The sequence below is a fragment of the Bradyrhizobium sp. 33ap4 genome (genome assembly GCF_032654765.1).
Classification (GTDB): domain Bacteria; phylum Pseudomonadota; class Alphaproteobacteria; order Rhizobiales; family Xanthobacteraceae; genus Bradyrhizobium; species Bradyrhizobium australafricanum.
In genome coordinates this window covers 173,981-193,344 of sequence record NZ_JAUMTJ010000007.1, presented here as the reverse complement: position 1 = coordinate 193,344, position 19,364 = coordinate 173,981, and the positions used below count along the sequence as shown (strand labels likewise).

Below are 19,364 nucleotides of genomic sequence, written 5' to 3'. Positions count from 1 at the left end.
GATCCAAAGTACGCCCTCCACAAACATCCGGTTGTCCCGTCCGGTCGAACCCTTCTGGTCAGGCCGGCCGATGATCAACGGCGCCATCCGCTCCCATGTCGCGTCGCTCAATACCAAACGGTCCATCACACCCAAGGCGGCCTCCCCAAAAGCAGCCTTGAATCTGATTTGCGCCTAAAAGGGAATCCTTAGAGTCCACACCACCTAGACCTCCACGCCCTCGTGGCGTAGCAGCCAGCGCTTGCGCTCCAGCCCGCCGCCATATTTGACCAGTGAGCCGTTGGCGCCGATCAGGCGATGACATGGCACGACGACGCTGATCGGGTTGGAGCCGTTGGCATGGCCGACCGCGCGCATCGCATTCGGCGCGTTCAGTTTCGCCGCCAGCGCGCCGTAGCTCATGGTGGTGCCGTGCGGAATGTTCGGCAGCGCGTGCCAGACCTTCTGCTGGAACGGCGTGCCGGCGACGCGCCATTCGACATCGGTGAGACGATCGAGATCGCCCTTGAAGTAATCGCCGAGCGCCTTGCGCATCGCAGCCGGCGCGTGGCCGTCCCGCAGCGTCACGGCGCCATAATGCAGCCGCAGCAGGTCGAGCATGCGCCCTTCATAATCGTCCCAGTCGAGCGCGCGCAGCACGCCGTCGTCATCGGTCACCAGCAGCGCGGTGCCGATCGGGGTCTTGAGGCGGTCGAGGTTGAAGGTCTGTGGAGTCCTGCGGTCGGCCATTGTCATATCTCGGGCAAGCAGATCGGCCAGCATACAATTCACCGCCCGCATGCTAGCGTCCACCCGAATTCTGGGTAGAGCGTTTTTCGAGCGAAGCGGAGACCGGTTCGCGTGAAGAAAACGCGCCAAAACAAGAATCTTGAGCTTCGATTCTGATTCAATCAGAACCGAAGCTTTGGGGGGCCGCAATATGTTGTTGCTTGGCAATGTTCTGGTCGCGGTGGTGGCCATGCTGCACGTCTATTTCCTTGTGCTCGAGATGTTTCTCTGGACCAAGCCGCTCGGGCTGAAGACGTTTCGCAACTCGATCGAGAAGGCAAACGATTCCGCGGTGCTCGCCGCCAATCAGGGGCTCTATAACGGCTTCCTCGCCGCCGGACTGATCTGGGGCCTCGTACATGGCAATCCGGCCTTCGCGTTCCAGATCAAGACATTCTTCCTGCTCTGCGTGATCGTCGCCGGTGCCTATGGCGCCGCCACCGTCAGCCGCCGCATTCTTTATGTGCAGGCGGCTCCCGCTGCGTTGGCGCTGATCCAGCTCTGGCTGGCCTAAAGCGCGGGCGCGCTTTTGTTTTCTTGAGCATGATCCGCTCGGAAACCGCTTCACAGTTTTCCGGACCATGCTCAAACGCGACATCGCGCGCAGGGTGCATCGTCTTGCAATGGCCCAGCCGTTCCTCCATCATCCCGTGCAACGGTGACATCCGCCGGCCTGAGCTTGCGGACAAGATCACCGGCAACAGGGAGGTCACGGACATGAGAAGCGTGCAATTGCTCGCTGCGACGGCGCTTGCGATCGCGTTGTCGGTTACATCGGCCACCGCGCAGAAGAAATACGACATCGGCGCGACCGACACCGAGATCAAGATCGGCCAGACTGTGCCGTTCTCCGGCCCCGCATCCGCCTATGCCGGCATCGGCAAGACCCAGGCGGCCTACATGAAGATGATCAACGATCAGGGCGGCATCAACGGCCGCAAGCTGAACCTGATCCAGTATGACGACGCTTATTCGCCGCCGAAAGCGGTCGAGCAGGTGCGCAAGCTTGTCGAGGGCGACGAGGTGCTGTTCACGTTCCAGATCATCGGCACGCCGTCAAATGCCGCCGTGCAGAAATATCTGAATGCCAGGAAGGTGCCGCAGCTGCTCGCCTCCACCGGCGCCTCGCGCTTCTCCGACCCGCAGAACGCGCCGTGGACGATCGCGTTCAACCCGAACTACCAGTCCGAGGGACGCATCTACGCCAAATACATCCTGGCCAATCACCCCAACGCCAAGATCGGCATCTTCTACCAGAACGACGATCTCGGCCGCGACTACATCACCGGCCTGAAGAGCGGGCTCGGCGACAAGGCCGCCAGCATGATCGTCACCGAGGTGTCCTACGAGCTGACCGACCCGACGGTCGATTCCCAGATCGTGAAGCTGAAGGCCGCCGGGGTCGATTTGGTCTATGACGCCTCGACACCAAAATTCGCCGCGCAGGCGATCCGCAAGATCGCCGATCTCAACTGGAGCCCGGTGCACATCCTCGACATCAATGCGAGCCCGGTGTCGGCGACGCTGAAGCCGGCCGGTCTCGACATCTCCAAGGGCATCATCTCGACCAATTACGGCAAGGACCCCGCCGACCCGCAATGGAAGGACGATCCCGGCGTGAAGGCCTATTTCGCCTTCATGGACAAGTATTATCCGGAAGGCGACAAGCTCAACACCGTCAACACCTACGGCTACTCGACGGCCGAGCTCCTGATCCAGGTGCTCAAGCAGTGCGGCGACGACCTCACCCGCGAGAACCTGATGAAGCAGGTGACCAGCCTGAAGAAGTTCGTGCCGAGCCTCGCGCTGCCGGGCATGTCGATCACGACGGGGCCGAACGACTACCGCATCAACAAGCAGATGCAGATGATGAAGTTCAACGGCGAGCGCTGGGAGCTGTTCGGCCCGATCATCGAGGACACCGGACCGGCGGGCTAGCCGCGGTCGGGACGAGACTTCACTCACTCTCCCCGTTCTTACGGGGAGAGGGTCGGGGTGAGGGGCTGCTTCCGCGCACCGCTGCATTAGCTGCCCCCGCGGAGACTCCCCCTCACCCGCATCGCATCTTCGATGCGATGCGACCTCTCCCCGCAGGCGGGGGCGAGGTAAAGCGGGCCCCCACCTTCGCGCCGCTCCACCCACCTTTTCGCAACGCCCCCTACTTTGGTTGACTGAAATCGCTCACCTTTTCGGCAGCGCTCGTCTTGCGTTGCAATAACGGTTCCTCCACTATCCCGGCCCAGCGATGGCGGCCGCGGGACCTTGAACCCGCGGACAAGATCATCGGCCAACCATCAGTCACGTGAGGGAAACAGCACTATGAGGAACGGGATTTTCCACCTGGTCACGGGAACGGCGCTCGCGATCGCGCTGTCAGCAACGTCGGCCTTTGCGCAGAAGAAGTACGATCCGGGCGCGAGCGACACCGAGATCAAGATCGGCCAGACCGTCCCCTTCTCCGGACCGGCCTCCGCCTATGCCTCGATCGGCAAGACCCAGGCGGCCTACTTCAAGATGATCAACGATCAGGGCGGCATCAACGGCCGCAAGATCAACCTGATCCAGTATGACGACGCGTATTCGCCGCCCAAGGCCGTCGAGCAGGTTCGCAAGCTCGTCGAGAGCGACGAGGTGCTCTTGACCTTCCAGATCGTCGGCACGCCGTCGAACGCCGCCGTGCAGAAATATCTCAACGCCAAGAAGGTGCCGCAGCTGTTTGCCGCCACCGGCGCCTCGAAGTTCACCGACCCGAAGAACTTCCCCTGGACGCTCGGCTTCAACCCGAACTACTTCGTCGAAGGCCGCATCTACGGCCAGTACATCCTGAAGGAGCACCCCAACGCCAAGATCGGCGTGCTCTATCAGAACGACGACCTCGGCAAGGATTATCTGAACGGCATCAAGGCCGGGCTCGGCGACAAGGCCGCCAAGATGATCGTGGGCGAAGCCTCCTACGAGGTCTCCGACCCGACCATCGATTCCCAGGTGATCAAGATCAAGGACGCCGGCGCCGACCTGTTCTTCTCGGCCTCGACGCCGAAGCAGGCGGCGCAGGCGATCAAGAAGATCGCCGAGCTCGGCTGGCACCCGATCCACATCGTCGACATCAACGCGACCTCGGTCGGCGCCGTGCTGCAGCCGGCGGGCCTGGAAGCCTCCAAGGGCCTGATCAGCACCAATTACGGCAAGGATCCGGCCGATCCGCAGTGGAAGGACGATCCGGGCATGAAGCGCTATTTCGACTTCATGGCCAAATACTATCCCGACGGCGACAAGAACTCGAACTTCAACACCTATGGCTACTCGACCGCCCAGTTGATGGTGCATGTGCTGAAGCAGTGCGGCGACGACCTGACCCGCGACAACGTGCTGAAGCAGGCGACCAACCTGAAGAATGTCGAGCTCGACATGGCGCTGCCCGGCATCAAGGGCAACACCGCGCCGAACGACTATCGCGTCAACAAGCAGCTGCAGATGATGCGCTTCAACGGCGAGCGCTGGGAGCTGTTCGGCCCGATCCTCGAGGACGCCGGCCCGGCCGGCTAGTCGGTTCGCGCAGGTTTGAAATGCAATCGGCGGCCTCCAGGCCGCCGATTTGTTTGCGGGGATGTCCTATCACCGTCACCCTGGGGAGCGCGAGGCGCGTCTCGAAGGGTCGACGGCCACCAGCGGGGCCGTGCATGCTTCGAGGCTCGTTCCGCTCGCACCTCAGCATGACGGGGATGGAGATCGCCGCGACCCATCGATTTTTACGCGCCTACTTCGGAATCTCGCCGAAATTCTTCCCCACCGGCAGCACGGCATGGCGGATCAGGCGGGAATCGTCCACCGCGGCCTGGCGGTGCTTCACCGCCTCGCGATAGACCGGATCGCGGATCATCTCGACGAAGGCGGCGACGCTTGGATATTCCGCGATGAAGCAGTGATCCCAGCGCTCCTCCTGCGGTCCGATCAGCATCAGCTCGAAGCGGCCTTGCCAGACGATGCGGCCGCCGAGCCGTTCGAACACCGGCCCGCTCTCGCGGCCATACGCCGCATAAGCCTCCGCGCCGGTGGCCTTGCGGCCGTCGGGATAGGCGGCCCATTCGCGCAGGCGCACCAGGTTGAGCATGTGGATCGGGCCCGGCCGGTTGTTGTCCCGGAACTGCGCGAAAACGTCCTTGGTCGGATCGATATGGCCCATGCGGTGCTCCTTCGTTTCTTGTTCCCTAGCGCGATCGCTCTATCGCGCTCTTCCATCCTGTTTGAGCATGATCTCCGCGCAAACGCTCCGCGTTTGTCGCGAGGGAAAACCGGTGCCCACTTTTCCTGATCATGCTCCTTATGTAGCACGCGCTGCCTCACCTCCTAATGCCCCGTTAAGCTTTGCGTAACCGCCCCTTAAACCGGGAACGCTAGCGTGCGTCCCTGTCAGGGTGTGAGCGTTGCGGATGGCGTGGGGACGGAAAAAAGGCGGTGCGCGCAAGGAGCCGCTGTTCGGGCTTCCGGCCGCGCTTGCCGACCTTCGGCTGTCGCCGTCCGATCGCATTCCCGGAGGCGGCGACGACAAGCCCGCCAAATCCAAACCCAAGAGCAGCGACAAGAGCAGCGATTCCGGTAGCGAGAAACCGCGCCCGTCGCGCAGCGGCAGCAAGCGGCGCAGCAAGTCGCGGGGCTTTGGCATCGGCCGCCTGTTCTATTGGACCGCGGTGCTCGGCCTGTGGGCCGGCATTGCGGTGATCGGTGTCGTGGTGTGGGTCGGCGCGCATCTGCCGCCGATCCAGTCGCTGGAGATTCCCAAGCGTCCGCCGACGATCCAGATCGTCGGCATCGACGGCAGCGTGCTGGCGCAGCGCGGCGAAATGGCCGGCGCCAATATCGCGTTGAAGGATCTGCCGCCCTATCTGCCGAAGGCCTTCATCGCGATCGAGGACCGCCGCTTCTATTCGCATTACGGCGTCGACCCGGTTGGCATCCTGCGCGCGGCGGTGACCAACCTCCTGCACCGCGGCGTCTCGCAGGGCGGCTCGACGCTGACCCAGCAGCTCGCCAAGAACCTCTTCCTGACCCAGGAGCGCACCATGCAGCGCAAGCTGCAGGAAGCCGAGCTCGCGCTCTGGCTGGAGCGCAAGCATTCCAAGAACGAGATCCTCGAGCTCTACCTCAACCGGGTCTATTTCGGGTCCGGCGCCTATGGCGTCGAGGCCGCCGCGCAGCGCTATTTCGGCAAGTCGGCGAAGAACGTGACGCTGCCGGAAGCCGCGATGCTGGCCGGCCTTGTCAAGTCGCCGTCGCGGCTGGCACCAAATCGCAACCCTGAAGGCGCCGAGCAGCGCGCGCAGGTCGTGCTGGCGGCGATGGCCGATGCCAAGTTCATCACCGAGGCGCAGGCCAAGGCCTCGATCGGTCAGCCCTCGATTGCGGTGAAGCCGGCCGGCGCCGGCACCGTGAACTATGTCGCCGACTGGATCGGCGAAGTGCTCGACGATCTGGTCGGCCAGATCGACCAGGACATCGTGGTGCAGACCACGATCGATCCGAAGCTGCAGAATGTCGCCGAAGCCGCCATCATCGATGAGCTCGCCGCCAAAAGCGTGAAGTTCAATGTCAGCCAGGGCGCGCTGGTGGCGATGACACCGGACGGCGCGGTGCGCGCCATGGTCGGCGGCCGGAACTACTCGGAGAGCCAGTACAATCGCGCGGTCACCGCGAAGCGGCAGCCGGGCTCGGCGTTCAAGCCGTTCGTCTATCTCACCGCGGTCGAAGCAGGACTGACACCGGACACCATCCGCACCGACGCGCCGCTCGACATCAAGGGCTGGAAGCCGGAGAACTACACCCACGAATATTTCGGCTCGGTGACATTGACCCAGGCGCTGGCAATGTCGCTGAACACGGTCGCGGTGCGGCTCGGCGTCGAGGTCGGCGCCAAGAATGTGGTGCGCACCGCGCACCGGCTCGGCATCTCCTCCAAGCTCGAGCCCAACGTCTCGATCGCGCTCGGCACCTCGGAAGTCTCGGTGATCGAGCTGGTCGGCGCCTATGCGCCGTTCGCCAATGGCGGCTACGCCATCTCGCCGCATGTGGTGACCAAGATCAAGACCAGTTCGGGCAAGCTGCTCTATGACCGTCCGACCGATCCGCCCAACCAGGTGATCGAGCCGCGCTACGATTCGATGATGAACAGCATGATGCGCGAGACGCTGATCTCGGGCACCGCGCGCAAGGCGGAAATCCCGGGCTGGACAGCCGCCGGCAAGACCGGCACCAGCCAGGATTATCGCGACGCCTGGTTCATCGGCTACACCGCCAAGCTCGTCACCGGCGTCTGGCTCGGCAATGACGACAATTCACCGACCAAGAAGGCGACCGGCGGCGGCTTGCCGGTCGAAGTGTGGACCCGCTTCATGAAGGCGGCGCATCAGGGCGTGCCGGTCGCGGCGATCCCGAACTCGCAAGGCAGCTGGGGGCCGGCGAACCTGATGCAGATCTCGTCACAGGTCACCGCGCCGTCAGCGCCGGCGGGACCGATGCAGATTCAGCCACCGATGCAGGCATCGCAACCGCCCGCGCCGGTACCATCCGGCGGTTACTATCGCCCGCCACCGCCGACGCCGGCCCGCGCCTCGGCGCCACCCAACCCGAACGCGCGGCCCGAGGCTGCGGCCGGACTGGACGGCTGGCTGGCGGATCGGTTGTTTCGGTAGAAGTCGGTAGGCGGACGGATCGCGTTGCTCCGTAGCCCTGATGAAGCGAAGCGTAATCCGGGACCAGTCACGCCATCGATGAAAGCTGCCCCGGATTACGCTTACGCTCCATCCGGGCTACGCACTCAAGCCCTCATCCCCCGCGAAGGCGGGGGATTCAGTACGCCTCAGCCCCTGGATTGAAGACAAACGCCTCTGGAATACTGCATCGCCCGCTTTCGCGGACGATGACAGCAACGTTCGGGGCGAACAGCGCGCCCTACTCCTGGATCCCGTAGCGGTGCAGGTCGTTGCCGTAGGTGTCGAGCCAGTTCTTGGCGCGCGTTACCGACGCGCAGACCTTGTCGACCACCCGCCAGAACCGCGCCGAGTGGTTCATCTCGACGAGATGGGCGACCTCATGCGCGGCGAGGTAATCGAGCACGAAGGGCGGCGCCAGGATCAGCCGCCATGAGAACGACAGCGAACCCGCCGAAGTACACGAGCCCCAGCGGCTGGACTGATCGCGGATCGAGATCCGGCGTACCCGCACGCTGAGTTCCGCGGCGTGAAGCTGCGCCGCCTTCTGCAGGTCCTTGCGCGCCTCGCGCTTGAGGAAGTCGTGCACGCGGCGATCCATGTACTCGACGCCGCCGGCGACGCAAATGATCCTCTCGCCGCTGTCGCGCGTCTCGGTCCACACCGTGCCGCGCTCGCCCGAGCGGTGCACCAGGCGATGCGGCACGCCGCGCAACGGCACCACGGTGCCGGGCTGGAACGGCGCGGCCTTCGGCAAGCGGCCAAGACGGGCGGCGATCCAGCCGCCATGGAGATTGGCGAACTCCTTGGCTTCCGGAATCGTGCCGCGCGGCGGCATCGTCAGGATCGCTTCACGATCGGTTGGATGTATCCTGAGTGTGTAGCGGCGCGCGCGCCTATGCCGGCGCAACCTGACGGTGAAGAACTGGGAGCCGTGTCTGACCAATACGGTCGCGGGTTCGGCAGGCCGCCGATAGAGGAGCGCGCGAGTAGCCATTTCTGAGAGTCCGGGGAGCAGGAGTTCGCCCGAACTTTGCCATATCCGCCGCCAGGGAAAGCGCTCGGCGCAAAAACAAATCATTTGCCCAATATACAGGGGTCGGACGTTAATTGACCTCTACAGGCAGGGGCTGGAACCGGAATTTTTCCGATGAATCAAGGTTACGAAAAAGGCCCAAAGAATGAAATTACATTCACCCTTTTGGCCTTGCCCGATTTGGGATTCTTTTAGTTAAATCAGCGACTTGCGCGACCGCGAAAATCGCGGCCGGGGCGATACCTATTCGGCGGCGGCGACCAGCGAAAGTCGCGTATTGGCCGCCGAAACCATGAAATCGGAGATCCGCGGCACGATTTCGGAGCGGAAACGCGAGCCGTTGAACACGCCATAGTGCCCAACGCCCTTTTGCACGTAATGCACGCGGCGATGGTTCGGGATCGCGGTGCAGAGCGCGTGCGTCGCCTCGGTTTGGCCAAGACCTGAGATGTCGTCCTTCTCGCCTTCGACCGTCATCAGCGCGACGCGGCGGATCTTCGACGGATCAACCGGCTTGCCGCGATGGGTCATCTCGCCCTTCGGCAGCGCGTGCTTGACGAAGACGAGGTCGACGGTCTGCAGGTAATATTCGGCGGTGAGATCCATCACCGCGAGATACTCGTCATAGAATTCGCGGTGCTTGTCGACGAGATCGCCGTCACCCTTGACCAGATTGGCGAACAGCGCCTTGTGCGCATCCATGTGCCGGTCGAGGTTCATGCTGATGAAGCCATTGAGCTGCAGGAAGCCCGGATAGACGTCACGCATCACGCCCGGATGCGGGAACGGCACCTTGGTGATGACATTGTTGCGGAACCACTCGATGCCGCGCTCTTCGGCGAGGTTGTTGACCGCGGTCGGATTGCGCCTGGTGTCGATCGGCCCGCCCATCAGCGTCATCGACAGCGGCACGAACGGATCGTTGTTGGCTTCCATCACCGAAACCGCTGCCACGACAGGCACCGAAGGCTGGCACACCGCGATGACATGCATATTGCCGCCGAGCGCGTGCAGCATCTCGATCAGGTAGTCGACATAGTCCTCGAGATCGAACCGGCCAGCCGCGAGCGGCACCATGCGCGCGTCGGCCCAGTCGGTGATGTAGACCTCATGGGTCGGCAGGAACGCCTCGACTGTGCCGCGGAGCAGCGTCGCATAGTGACCCGACATCGGCGCCACGATCAGCACGCGCGGCTGCGGCGAGCGCAGCGGGCGCGTCAGCTTGCGATCGAAATGCAGCAGGCGGCAGAACGGCTTTTCCCAGATCGAACGGACCTCGACCGGAGTGCGGATGCCGTTGACCTCGGTCGTCGGCAGGTTCCATTCCGGCTTGCCGTAGCGGCGCGTGGTGCGCTCGAACAGCTCACAACCGGCGGCGATCGACTTGCCGAACTCGGTGTGAGTCCACGGATTGAGCGGGTTCTGAAACAGGATCTTGGTGGCGTCGGTTACCGCGCGCACCGGATTGAGCGACGCATGCGCCATCTCGTACATCCAGTACAACGGCGTCGTGAGTGCCGGGCTGCCTTCCGCCGCTAGTGGCGGGGCACCGCCAAATTCACCGATGGGCATAGTATTTTCAGACCCCTGTTTTGCGCCGCAGCATACTGACCAATGCGTAACAATGCGTCAATGCGCCGCGAGCCGAATCTGGGGGCGATATCGGGCTAAAAGGCCGAGAATCCACGAGAAAGTGACATTTATTCACCACCGCCGAGCAGCGACCCGTTGCGCTTGGCGCTCTGCAAAAGGGCAAGGAAGATCGCAAAAGAGGCAGCGAACAGGAACGCGTTGATGACCAGCGCCCACGCCATCAGGTCGGCGCGGAAGACGTGATCGATCAGAAGCGAGCGCATGCCTTCGAACACATAGGTCGGCGGCAGCGTCCAGGCGACAGCTTGCAGCCAGGCCGGCAGCACCTCGACCGGATAGTAGATGCAGGCGAGCGGCATCACCGCGAACATCAGCGTCCAGACGATGCTTTCCGCCCCTAACCCGTTGCGCAGCACGAGGCCCGAGGCGAACACGCCGACCGACCAGCTCGTGAAGATCAGATTGCAGAAGAACGCGATCAGCGGCAGCCCGATGGCGTAGAAGTTGAAGCCGAAAAAGAACAGCGCCAGCAGCGTCATCGGGATCACGCCGATGGCGAGCCGGATCAGGCTCATGATCATCAGCGAGAGCAGGAATTCGATCGGCTTCAGCGGGCTCATCATCAGGTTGCCGAGGTTGCGTGCCCACATCTCCTCCAGGAACGAGATCGAGAAGCCGAGCTGCCCCCGGAACAGGATGTCCCACAGGATCACGGCACCGATCAGCGTGCCGCCCGCCTTGGCGAAGAAGCCGGATGCCTGCGAGATGTAATTCTGCAGGAAGCCCCAGGTGATGATCTGCAATGCCGGCCAGTAGACCAGCTCCAGCAGCCGCGGCCATGACGACATCAGGAGATACCAATAGCGCAGCACCATCGCGTTGATGCGTTGCAGTGAAATGGTGTGCTGGTGCTGGCTGACGAGTTCGCTCATGGTGTGTCCTCTGGCGCGCCCTCCCGCACCCGGCCGCGCGCCACGTCGAGAAACACCTCTTCCAGCGTGTCGCGGTTGTAGCGCGCCATGATCCGGTCGGGGCTGTCGTCGTCCTCGATCTTGCCGCGCTTCATGATGATGACGCGGTCGCAGAGGCGCTCGACCTCCAGCATGTTGTGTGACGCCAGCAGGATGGTCGCGTTATGGGTCTTGCGATAGGTCTCGAGATGCTGCCGCACCCAGTCGGCGGTATCCGGGTCGAGCGAGGCGGTCGGCTCGTCGAGCAGCAAGAGGTCCGGTTCGTTGATCAGCGCCTTCGCCAGCGCGACGCGGGTCTTCTGCCCGGCAGAGAGCTTGCCGTTGGAGCGGTCGAGGAATTCCTTGAGATCGAGATCGTCGGCGAGCTGGTCGATCCGCTCACGCAAACGCTGCACGGCATAAAGGCGCCCGAAAACGGTCAGGTTCTGCCGCACCGTGAGCCGCATCGGCATGTCGACGTAGGGGCTTTCGAAGTTCATCCGGCCGAGCACGTCGTAGCGCTGCTCGGGGATTCGTGCACCGAGCACCTCGACGCTGCCCGAGGTCGGCAGCACCAGGCCCATGATCATCGCGATCGTCGTGGTCTTGCCGGCGCCGTTGCCGCCGAGCAGGCCGGTGATGCTGCCGCGCGCGATGCGGAACGAGATATCGTCGACCGCGCGAGTGGTCTTGTAGACCTTGACCAGATGCGCGACGTCGATCGCGGCCGACTCGCCTTGTTCAGCCGCCGGAGCTTGCCTCTGACCTGTCCCGACCTGTTGCATATGGCCGTCATTGAGCCATTGCGACAATAAGCGCAAGGCTCGGCGGTAATTAAAGGCTTGGCGGTAATTAAAGGCTCGCCCTGCATCGTTGCGCTAAGTCGCGAATTTGTGCGCCGCCCACGGCACAGCTAAGGTCCCGGGATGACCGACGTCGCTTCCGATTTCCGCCAACCCCGCCGCTACGTCCGCCTGGATACGATCCTGCGGCTGCGCTGGCTCGCCGCGCTCGGCCAGCTCGTCGCCATCTTCATCGTGGCGCAGGGACTGGAATTCGACGTTCCGATCGTCCCCTGCGTCACCATCGTGACGTTCTCGGCGCTGCTCAATCTTGCACTGCAGATCGCCTTCAACCCGATGCAGCGGCTGGAGCCGGCCTATGCCGCCGCCCTGCTCGCCTTCAACATCGTCGAGCTCGGCGGGCTCCTGTACTTCACCGGCGGATTGCAGAACCCGTTCTCGTTCCTGTTCCTGGCGCCGGTCCTGATCTCGGCCACCGTGCTGCCGATCCGGCTGACGATCGCGCTCGGCTGCCTTGCGGTCGCCTGCGCCTCGGCGCTGTTCTTCTATCATCTGCCGCTGCCTTGGGATGCCGACGATCCCTTGGTACTGCCGCCGATCTATCTGATCGGCGTCTGGCTTTCGATCCTACTCGCGATCGGTGTCACCAGTCTGTACGCATTCCAGGTGACCGAGGAAGCGCGCCAGCTCTCCGATGCGCTGGCCGCGACTGAACTGGTACTGACACGCGAACAGCACCTGACTCAGCTCGACGGCCTCGCCGCCGCCGCCGCGCATGAGCTCGGAACGCCGCTGTCGACGATCTTCCTGATCTCGCGCGAGCTCGAGAAGACGGTGCATGACGCGGCGATCGCCGGCGACCTCAAGACCCTGCGTGAGCAGGCGCAGCGCTGCCGCGACATCCTGAGCAAGATCGCGCAATTGTCATCGAGCGGTGCGCCGTTCGACACCATGAAGCTGTCGACCTTGATCGAGGAGGCGGTGGCGCCGCATCGCGATTTCGGCATCAACATCAAGGTGCGGCTTGCTGTCGCAGCAACGCCTGAACCGGTCGCCGCGCGCAATCCGGCGATCCTCTATGGCGTCGGAAACATTCTCGAAAATGCGGTCGATTTCGCGCACCAGACCGTCGAGGTGAACGCGTGGTGGAACGCCGAGACCGTTGAAGTCGTCGTCTCCGACGACGGTCCGGGCATCGCGCCCGACATGCTGAAGCGGATCGGCGAGCCGTATCTGTCGCGTCGCCGAGGTGCGGATGAGGCCCAAAACCCACGTGGGGGCCTCGGTCTGGGCGTTTTCATCGCAAGGACGCTGCTGGAACGCACCGGCGCCAAGGTGTCGTTTACCAATCGCACCTTTCCCGATCACGGCGCCGTGGTGCAGATCGTCTGGCCGCGCGAGCGCTTTGAGGAATCCGCGCCGGGCGACGAAACCGAATCCTAAGAACGATTCTTAATCGCAACCCTGGCATTACGGATGCATTGCTCTTTCCGGACGAGCACGCGACTTTCGGCTGCCTTGGCAGCGCCGCAGTAGGACCCCATATATTAGGGGTCTGCCACAGGGAAAAATGGATCGTGAACGCCATTACTGAACTGAATGACCATGCCGACCGCTCGCTCCTCATCGTCGAGGACGACAAGCCGTTCCTGGAACGGCTGTCGCGCGCGATGGAGACGCGGGGTTTCGCGGTGAAGTCATGCGACACGGTATCTGATGGTCTCGCCGAGATCGGCCGCGCCGCGCCCGCTTTCGCAGTCGTCGATCTTCGCCTCGGCGACGGCAACGGCCTCGACGTCGTTTCGGCGTTGAAGCGCAAGCGCCCCGAGGCGCGCGCGATCGTGCTGACCGGCTACGGCAACATCGCCACCGCCGTCACCGCGGTGAAGATGGGCGCCGTCGATTATCTCTCGAAGCCCGCCGACGCCGATGACGTCGTCGCCGCGCTGCTCGCGACCGGCACCGAGAAGTCCGAGCTGCCGGCCAATCCGATGTCGGCGGACCGTGTGCGCTGGGAGCACATCCAGCGCATCTACGAGATGTGCAACCGCAACGTCTCGGAGACCGCGCGCCGCCTCAACATGCACCGCCGCACCTTGCAGCGCATCCTCGCCAAGCGCGCACCGCGCTAAGCGATCGCTTCATTTGTTTTCGCGATGGCCGGGCTCGTCCCGGCCATTTGCTTTTGTAGGGTGGGCAGCTTCGTAGGATGGGTGGAGCGAAGCGATACCCATCCTCTCTCCCGGTGTCCCGAAGCTGATGGGTTTCGCTTCGCTCTACCCATCCTACGGAATCCAACAAAGCTGTCCGTCACCCTGAGGAGCGCGCCCTTGCGCGCGTCTCGAAGGGTCGACGGTCACCAGCCGGGCCGATTCATCCTTCGAGGCTCGCTGCGCTCGCGCCTCCGGCGACAAAGGCGAGGCCTTTGCGCGGGGATGACGGGGCAGCAATGTTCTTCGCTAAAACTCGTGCCCCTGCGGATCGACCAGGCGGTTGATGCGCTGCGCCGCGGCCATGGCAAAGCGCACCGTCATCGCCTTGCGGGTTGCCGCCGGCAGGCGATGCTCCGGCGCCTCGCAATGCAGATGCCCGCCATAGGCGTCGGCGATGATCAAACCGGTGTCGACGGGAAAGATCTCGCACGGCAGATCCTGCGTGAAGGCGAAGAACAGCCGGTCGCAATGCATCCGGTAGTCCTGCCATTTCTGGTCGGCGCGCAGATCCTCGACCGATGACTTGATCTCAACGATCCAGATCTCGCCGCGCTCGTTCAGCGCGACCAGATCGGCTCTTCGGCCGGACGGCAGCGGCAATTCGCTGATGCAGGAAAATCCCAGCGATCTCAGAAGCCTCGTCGTTCCGCGCGCGATCGCAAGCGCGGTCTCCGACTGGCGTCGGTCGGACGCGGGCACAAGCGCGATCTGGCGGGCGGATGAGTCCATTGCGCGAAGATTAGCCGATTCCACGAGAGCATGATCCGGAAAAGTGAAAGCCGGCTTTCCACGAAGATCATGCCCAACCGATAGAGCGCGGCAGCGTCAGGCCGGCGCGGAGCGTCGTCCGGCTCTGTTGCGGGACGGCGCTCCGCAGGAACCCGTCGCCGCTTCACCGCTTATCCTCCCGGCCGCCGCCACGGGTGGGACTGGAGAGGATTGCCTGGTGATCGACGACCTCTGGTACAAGAACGGAGTGATCTACTGCCTGTCGGTTGGCACCTACATGGATGCCAACGGCGATGGCATCGGTGATTTCAGCGGTCTGCTCCGGCGCCTGGACTATTTGCACGGGCTCGGCATCACCGCGATCTGGCTGATGCCGTTTCAGCCTTCGCCCAACAGGGACGACGGCTACGACATCTCGGATTATTACGACGTCGATCCGCGCTACGGCACGCTGGGCGATTTCGTTGAATTTACCCATGGCTGCCAGCAGCGCGGCATCCGCGTCATCATCGACCTCGTCGTCAATCACACCTCGGATCAGCACGACTGGTTTCGATCGGCGCGCAGCTCGAAGGACTCGCCGTACCGCGATTGGTATGTCTGGTCGGACAGGAAGCCCGCCAATGCCAACACCGGCATGGTGTTTCCCGGCGTTCAGAAATCGACCTGGACGCGCGACAAGCAAGCCGGCGCCTGGTACTTTCATCGCTTCTACGATTTCCAGCCGGACCTCAACACATCGAACCCGCATGTGCAAGCCGAGATCCTCAAGATCATGGGGTTCTGGATTCAGCTCGGCGTCTCGGGCTTCCGCATGGACGCCGTGCCCTTCGTGATCGCGACCAAGGGCGCCTCCAGGCGCAAGCCGGTCGAGCAGTACGACATGCTGCGATCGTTTCGGGAATTCCTGCAATGGCGCCAGGGCAACGCGATCATCCTCGCTGAAGCCAACGTATTGCCCGAGACGGACATGGAATATTTCGGGCGTGACGGCGACCGGATGCACATGATGTTCAACTTCCATGTCAATCAGCATCTGTTCTACGCGCTGGCGTCGGCGGATACGAAGCCGTTGGCGAAGGCACTGACGGCGACCAAGCCACGGCCCGCGACCGCACAATGGGGCTTGTTCCTGCGCAATCATGATGAACTCGACCTCGGCCGCCTGTCGAAGCCGCAGCGCGAGACGGTGTTCGAGGCATTCGGTGCCGACAAGAGCATGCAGCTCTACGACCGGGGCATCCGGCGACGGCTTGCGCCCATGCTGGGCGGCGACCGCCGACGCATCGAGCTCGCTTACAGCGTGATGTGCACGCTTCCCGGCACGCCCGTGATCCGCTACGGCGATGAGCTCGGCATGGGCGACAATCTCGACCTGCCCGAACGCGGTTGCGCGCGCACACCGATGCAATGGTCGACCGAGCCACACGCCGGCTTCACCGAGAGCGATCGGCCATGTGTGCCCGTCATCGACAATGGACCGTATGGCTATGAGCACGTCAACGCGGCCAAGCAACGGCGCGACCCCAATTCGATGCTGAACTGGACCGAGCGCATCGTCCGCATGCGCAAGGAAGTCCCCGAGGTCGGCTGGGGAGATTTCAAGGTTATCGCAAGCCGAAACCCCGCCATCCTGATCATCCGGTACGACTGGCGTAACAACTCGGTGCTGTTCGTGCACAACTTCGCGGAAAAGCCGCTCGAGATATCGTTCAACGTCGGTCTGCCCGACGACGCCGGCAAACTCCTCGTCAATCTCCTGACCGAGGACCACAGCCGCGCCGACGAGGCCGGTCGCCACAAGCTTCTGATCGAGGCCTACGGCTATCGCTGGTATCGGGTCGGTGGGCTCGACTATCTGCTCAAGCGCAGCGACATCGATACCATGGAGCCCCGCACCCGGCGTCAATCGTCCTGATGTGGTCCGAGGATCACGCCCTCATTGGGGCGCAGATCGAGCACGCCTTCGACCTTCTCGCCCTGCCGATCCATCAAGGTCGACAGCAGGACTTCATTGCTGAAGCCGATCGCGCTCGAGGAGACCGACGCGGCGGCCGCGCCGAAGTTCAGCGCGATCACGGCGACGCCCTCAGTGCTGCGCCGCCGGTAGAGCAGCACATCACCGTGCGCCGCCACCGGCTCATAGCTGCCATGGACGAGCTGCGGCAGCCTTCGCCGCAGCGCGATCAGCGCCTTGTAGAGATTGAGGATCGACGTCCTCTCGGCTTCGAGACTTGCGACATTGTCGCTGGCAAAATCCTGCGCCAGCGGCAGCCACGGCGGAGCCGTCGAGAAGCCGGCATGGCGCTCGGCGCTCCATTGCATCGGCGTGCGGCAGCCGTCACGGCCGACGCCGATATCCGGCACGTTCTTCTCGAAGGGATCGCGCACCTGATCCGGCGCAATCGCAACCTGGCGCATGCCGATCTCGTCGCCGTAATAGAGCGTCGGCGTGCCGCGCAGCGTCAGCAGCAGCATCGCGGCGACCGGCGCCTGCGCCGGCCCCACCCGGCTCGCCACCCGCGGCCGATCGTGGTTGCCGAGCACCCAGTTCGGCCATGCCCCCGGCGGCAGCGCCTTTTCGTAGTCGGCGATGATCATCTCGACCGATCGCGCGCTCCACAAGGTCGACAGCAGCGCAAAGTTGAACGGCATCTGCGCGCCGCGCAGATCGTTGCCGTAATAGGCGACCAGCCGATGCAGCGGCAGATAGATCTCGCCGATCAGCACGCGGTTGTCGAATTCCTCGGTGACGCCGCGCATCTCGGTGATGACGGTGTGCACCTCGAGCTGATCGGTCGAATATTGCGTCAGCAGCTTCTCGTGCGGCGGTCGGCCAGCGCGATAATGCGGGTTTGTCGGGTTATCGCGGAAGTCGGCATCCTTGATCAGGTGCCAGATCACGTCGACGCGAAAACCGTCGACACCCTTGCGCAGCCAGAAGCGCATCACGTCGTAGATCGCGTCCCTGACCTCGCGATTGCGCCAGTTGAGATCGGGCTGCTGCGCGAGGAAGGCGTGATAATAGTATTGGCCTGAGGCCTCGTCATACGCCCAGGCGCTGCCGCCGAACTCGGACAGCCAGTTGTTGGGCGGGCCGCCGTCCGGTGCCGGATCGCGCCAGATGTACCAGCCGCGCTTAGAGTTATCGCGCGAGCTCTTCGCCTCGATGAACCATTGGTGCTGGTCGGATGTGTGGTTCGGCACCAGATCGAGGATCAGCTTGAGGCCGGAATCGTGCGCGGCCGCGACCAGCGCGTCGAAATCCTCCATCGTCCCGAACAGCGGGTCGATGCCGGTGTAATCGGAGATATCGTAACCGAAATCGGCCATCGGCGACGGGAAGATCGGCGACAGCCAGACCGCGTCGACGCCAAGCCGCATCAGATAGGGCAGCCGCGTGATGATCCCCTTGAGATCGCCGACGCCGTCACCGTCGCTATCCGCGAACGAGCGCGGATAGACCTGATAGAAAATGCCGCGCCGCCACCAGTCCCTGCTGTCCTGATCCATCCCGTCCCCCCAAGCTCGCAGCCCGGCCCAGGCCGCTCCGCGCCCGGAGTGGCCGATCGGTTCAGGGATGACGCACAATTCGGGACGGAAAGATGGCCGGATTCGGCCGCTGTAGCCCGTTCAATGCCGGGCCATCGCCAGCTGATAGATGGTGATCAGCACCTCGAACAGGATCAGGAAGACGATGATCAGCTCCAGCCGCAGCGAGCGGCTGGTGTCGATGATGTCGGTCAGCACCTGCGCGGTTTCGGCGACGACTGCGAGCTTGCGGTTCAGCGACTCCGCACGCTCCTTCAATTCATACTCGTCCTCGAGCCTGGCGTAGAGGCGCTCGAGCTGCGGCTTGTCCCAGAGGATATCGGGCTTCTCCGACACTTCCACCGGTCCGGCCACGCGATGCCGCACCAGCAGCGCGTTGCCGATGTGCTTGAGGATCGCAACGCGGCCGCGATGGACGCGGCCGCCCTTGGCGAGCTCACGCGCAAGCGGCTCGGTCGTGTCGAAGACTGCCCGGACCTCGCGCTCGTGCCGCGCCAGCACCACGCTTTTCGCCAACGCCTCGCCGACCAGGATCAGCCGCTCCGGCGAGAGGCCCTGCAGATAGATCGGGCCGCCCGGCGGAATCTGATCCTCCTTCTCGGCGGCGAGCTCGATGATTGCGATCTCCTCCTCGCGCCGCGTGAACAGGCCGGTCATGCGCGACTGCAGGCTGCGCAGGAATTCATCCTCCTCCAGCGCATTGAGGCCGATCAGCACGACGACGCCGTAGCGGAACAGGATCGCCACGCCGTTTTCATTGACGCGAAACGCCAGCGGCGTCGTGGCCAGCACGTCGCCGCGCTCGAGGCCCGACGTGTTGATGCGATCCGCGACGAAGAAGGCGCGCGCGGTGGTCCGGGGTTCGCCGAGCGGTGATTTGGAAGCCTGGGTCATGAAGTTCCGGACTGCGATGACTTGAATCATGATCGAGAGCAGCCGCGTACCGGCCCGCTCACGAACTTCTTCTGCTGGAGGTGACCTTATCACGGTCCGTTTTGGGATCACACGCCGGGGCA

General features: G+C 63.5%; 16 protein-coding genes and 1 pseudogene. 7 read left to right on the top strand and 10 right to left on the bottom strand.

Annotated elements, in window-relative coordinates:
- Together Q2M23_RS07985 and Q2M23_RS07980 are read right to left on the bottom strand one after the other, a co-directional pair.
- A pseudogene (locus tag Q2M23_RS07985) lies at positions 1-135 on the bottom strand (IS5/IS1182 family transposase); the annotation flags it as partial.
- Between the two features lie 69 nt (positions 136-204).
- Complete coding sequence (locus Q2M23_RS07980; protein ID WP_210262929.1) at positions 205-729, bottom strand: methylated-DNA--[protein]-cysteine S-methyltransferase; 525 nt, start codon at positions 727-729, stop codon at positions 205-207.
- A gap of 190 nt (positions 730-919) precedes the next feature.
- Between Q2M23_RS07980 and Q2M23_RS07975 the strand changes: the two genes are divergently transcribed.
- The 3 genes from Q2M23_RS07975 (at position 920) to Q2M23_RS07965 (ending at position 4,314) form a co-directional block, all read left to right on the top strand.
- Positions 920-1,282 (top strand): DUF1304 domain-containing protein, encoded by a 363-nt coding sequence (locus Q2M23_RS07975; protein WP_083714868.1) that lies wholly within the window; start codon positions 920-922, stop codon positions 1,280-1,282.
- Between the two features lie 203 nt (positions 1,283-1,485).
- Positions 1,486-2,706, top strand: coding sequence for an ABC transporter substrate-binding protein (locus tag Q2M23_RS07970; RefSeq protein ID WP_316395261.1), 1,221 nt, complete (start codon positions 1,486-1,488; stop codon positions 2,704-2,706).
- Positions 2,707-3,087: 381 nt separating this feature from the next.
- A complete protein-coding gene (locus tag Q2M23_RS07965) occupies positions 3,088-4,314 on the top strand; it encodes an ABC transporter substrate-binding protein (protein ID WP_316395260.1) in 1,227 nt (408 codons plus the stop codon).
- Between the two features lie 211 nt (positions 4,315-4,525).
- On the opposite strand, the gene Q2M23_RS07960 is transcribed toward Q2M23_RS07965, so the two are convergent.
- Positions 4,526-4,951 carry a DUF1330 domain-containing protein gene (locus Q2M23_RS07960; RefSeq protein ID WP_016845520.1) on the bottom strand — a complete coding sequence of 142 codons (426 nt, stop codon included), beginning with the start codon at positions 4,949-4,951 and terminating at the stop codon, positions 4,526-4,528.
- Between the two features lie 247 nt (positions 4,952-5,198).
- Between Q2M23_RS07960 and Q2M23_RS07955 the strand changes: the two genes are divergently transcribed.
- Positions 5,199-7,454 carry a penicillin-binding protein 1A gene (locus tag Q2M23_RS07955; RefSeq protein WP_316395259.1) on the top strand — a complete coding sequence of 752 codons (2,256 nt, stop codon included), beginning with the start codon at positions 5,199-5,201 and terminating at the stop codon, positions 7,452-7,454.
- 259 nt (positions 7,455-7,713) lie between these two features.
- Here Q2M23_RS07955 and Q2M23_RS07950 read toward each other — a convergent pair whose 3' ends face one another.
- From Q2M23_RS07950 to Q2M23_RS07935, 4 genes are all read right to left on the bottom strand, one after another.
- The gene (locus Q2M23_RS07950; protein ID WP_316395258.1) at positions 7,714-8,553 is read right to left on the bottom strand and encodes a SprT family zinc-dependent metalloprotease; all 840 of its coding nucleotides are present in this window, start codon (positions 8,551-8,553) and stop codon (positions 7,714-7,716) included.
- Between the two features lie 198 nt (positions 8,554-8,751).
- Positions 8,752-10,080 (bottom strand): polyhydroxyalkanoate depolymerase, encoded by a 1,329-nt coding sequence (locus Q2M23_RS07945; RefSeq protein WP_028341465.1) that lies wholly within the window; start codon positions 10,078-10,080, stop codon positions 8,752-8,754.
- Between the two features lie 128 nt (positions 10,081-10,208).
- Positions 10,209-11,033 (bottom strand): ABC transporter permease, encoded by an 825-nt coding sequence (locus Q2M23_RS07940; RefSeq protein ID WP_057015392.1) that lies wholly within the window; start codon positions 11,031-11,033, stop codon positions 10,209-10,211.
- Positions 11,030-11,836, bottom strand: a complete 807-nt coding sequence (locus Q2M23_RS07935; protein ID WP_316395257.1) for an ABC transporter ATP-binding protein — start codon at positions 11,834-11,836, stop codon at positions 11,030-11,032. The genes Q2M23_RS07940 and Q2M23_RS07935 overlap by 4 nt, the downstream gene beginning before the upstream one ends.
- A 141-nt stretch (positions 11,837-11,977) precedes the next feature.
- Here Q2M23_RS07935 and Q2M23_RS07930 point away from each other — a divergent pair, with 141 nt between their 5' ends.
- Together Q2M23_RS07930 and Q2M23_RS07925 are read left to right on the top strand one after the other, a co-directional pair.
- Positions 11,978-13,297 (top strand): ActS/PrrB/RegB family redox-sensitive histidine kinase, encoded by a 1,320-nt coding sequence (locus Q2M23_RS07930; protein WP_168858264.1) that lies wholly within the window; start codon positions 11,978-11,980, stop codon positions 13,295-13,297.
- A 134-nt stretch (positions 13,298-13,431) separates the two neighbouring features.
- Complete coding sequence (locus Q2M23_RS07925) at positions 13,432-13,986, top strand: ActR/PrrA/RegA family redox response regulator transcription factor (RefSeq protein WP_016845514.1); 555 nt, start codon at positions 13,432-13,434, stop codon at positions 13,984-13,986.
- Positions 13,987-14,313: 327 nt separating this feature from the next.
- Here the strand turns inward: Q2M23_RS07925 and Q2M23_RS07920 are convergent, their stop codons facing one another.
- Complete coding sequence (locus Q2M23_RS07920; protein ID WP_057015390.1) at positions 14,314-14,796, bottom strand: MmcB family DNA repair protein; 483 nt, start codon at positions 14,794-14,796, stop codon at positions 14,314-14,316.
- 217 nt (positions 14,797-15,013) lie between these two features.
- Here Q2M23_RS07920 and Q2M23_RS07915 point away from each other — a divergent pair, with 217 nt between their 5' ends.
- A complete protein-coding gene (locus tag Q2M23_RS07915) occupies positions 15,014-16,714 on the top strand; it encodes an alpha-amylase family protein (protein ID WP_076824628.1) in 1,701 nt (566 codons plus the stop codon).
- Here Q2M23_RS07915 and Q2M23_RS07910 read toward each other — a convergent pair.
- Positions 16,702-18,309 carry an alpha-amylase family glycosyl hydrolase gene (locus tag Q2M23_RS07910; protein WP_316395256.1) on the bottom strand — a complete coding sequence of 536 codons (1,608 nt, stop codon included), beginning with the start codon at positions 18,307-18,309 and terminating at the stop codon, positions 16,702-16,704. The two genes, Q2M23_RS07915 and Q2M23_RS07910, sit on opposite strands and share 13 nt — an antisense overlap.
- 120 nt (positions 18,310-18,429) lie before the next feature.
- Positions 18,430-19,242 carry an RMD1 family protein gene (locus tag Q2M23_RS07905; protein WP_316395255.1) on the bottom strand — a complete coding sequence of 271 codons (813 nt, stop codon included), beginning with the start codon at positions 19,240-19,242 and terminating at the stop codon, positions 18,430-18,432.
- Between the last annotated feature and the right edge of the window lie 122 nt (positions 19,243-19,364).

Excerpts from the sequence above, each read along its gene's own strand:
- Q2M23_RS07945 (WP_028341465.1), bottom strand. The coding sequence starts at position 10,080 with ATGCCCATCGGTGAATTTGGCGGTGCCCCGCCACTAGCGGCGGAAGGC.
- Q2M23_RS07980 (WP_210262929.1), bottom strand. The coding sequence starts at position 729 with ATGGCCGACCGCAGGACTCCACAGACCTTCAACCTCGACCGCCTCAAG.
- Q2M23_RS07920 (WP_057015390.1), bottom strand. The coding sequence starts at position 14,796 with ATGGACTCATCCGCCCGCCAGATCGCGCTTGTGCCCGCGTCCGACCGA.
- Q2M23_RS07950 (WP_316395258.1), bottom strand. The coding sequence starts at position 8,553 with ATGATTTGTTTTTGCGCCGAGCGCTTTCCCTGGCGGCGGATATGGCAA.
- Q2M23_RS07905 (WP_316395255.1), bottom strand. The coding sequence starts at position 19,242 with ATGACCCAGGCTTCCAAATCACCGCTCGGCGAACCCCGGACCACCGCG.
- Q2M23_RS07965 (WP_316395260.1), top strand. The coding sequence starts at position 3,088 with ATGAGGAACGGGATTTTCCACCTGGTCACGGGAACGGCGCTCGCGATC.
- Q2M23_RS07970 (WP_316395261.1), top strand. The coding sequence starts at position 1,486 with ATGAGAAGCGTGCAATTGCTCGCTGCGACGGCGCTTGCGATCGCGTTG.
- Q2M23_RS07930 (WP_168858264.1), top strand. The coding sequence starts at position 11,978 with ATGACCGACGTCGCTTCCGATTTCCGCCAACCCCGCCGCTACGTCCGC.
- Q2M23_RS07975 (WP_083714868.1), top strand. The coding sequence starts at position 920 with ATGTTGTTGCTTGGCAATGTTCTGGTCGCGGTGGTGGCCATGCTGCAC.
- Q2M23_RS07960 (WP_016845520.1), bottom strand. The coding sequence starts at position 4,951 with ATGGGCCATATCGATCCGACCAAGGACGTTTTCGCGCAGTTCCGGGAC.
- Q2M23_RS07910 (WP_316395256.1), bottom strand. The coding sequence starts at position 18,309 with ATGGATCAGGACAGCAGGGACTGGTGGCGGCGCGGCATTTTCTATCAG.
- Q2M23_RS07940 (WP_057015392.1), bottom strand. The coding sequence starts at position 11,033 with ATGAGCGAACTCGTCAGCCAGCACCAGCACACCATTTCACTGCAACGC.
- Q2M23_RS07935 (WP_316395257.1), bottom strand. The coding sequence starts at position 11,836 with ATGCAACAGGTCGGGACAGGTCAGAGGCAAGCTCCGGCGGCTGAACAA.
- Q2M23_RS07955 (WP_316395259.1), top strand. The coding sequence starts at position 5,199 with ATGGCGTGGGGACGGAAAAAAGGCGGTGCGCGCAAGGAGCCGCTGTTC.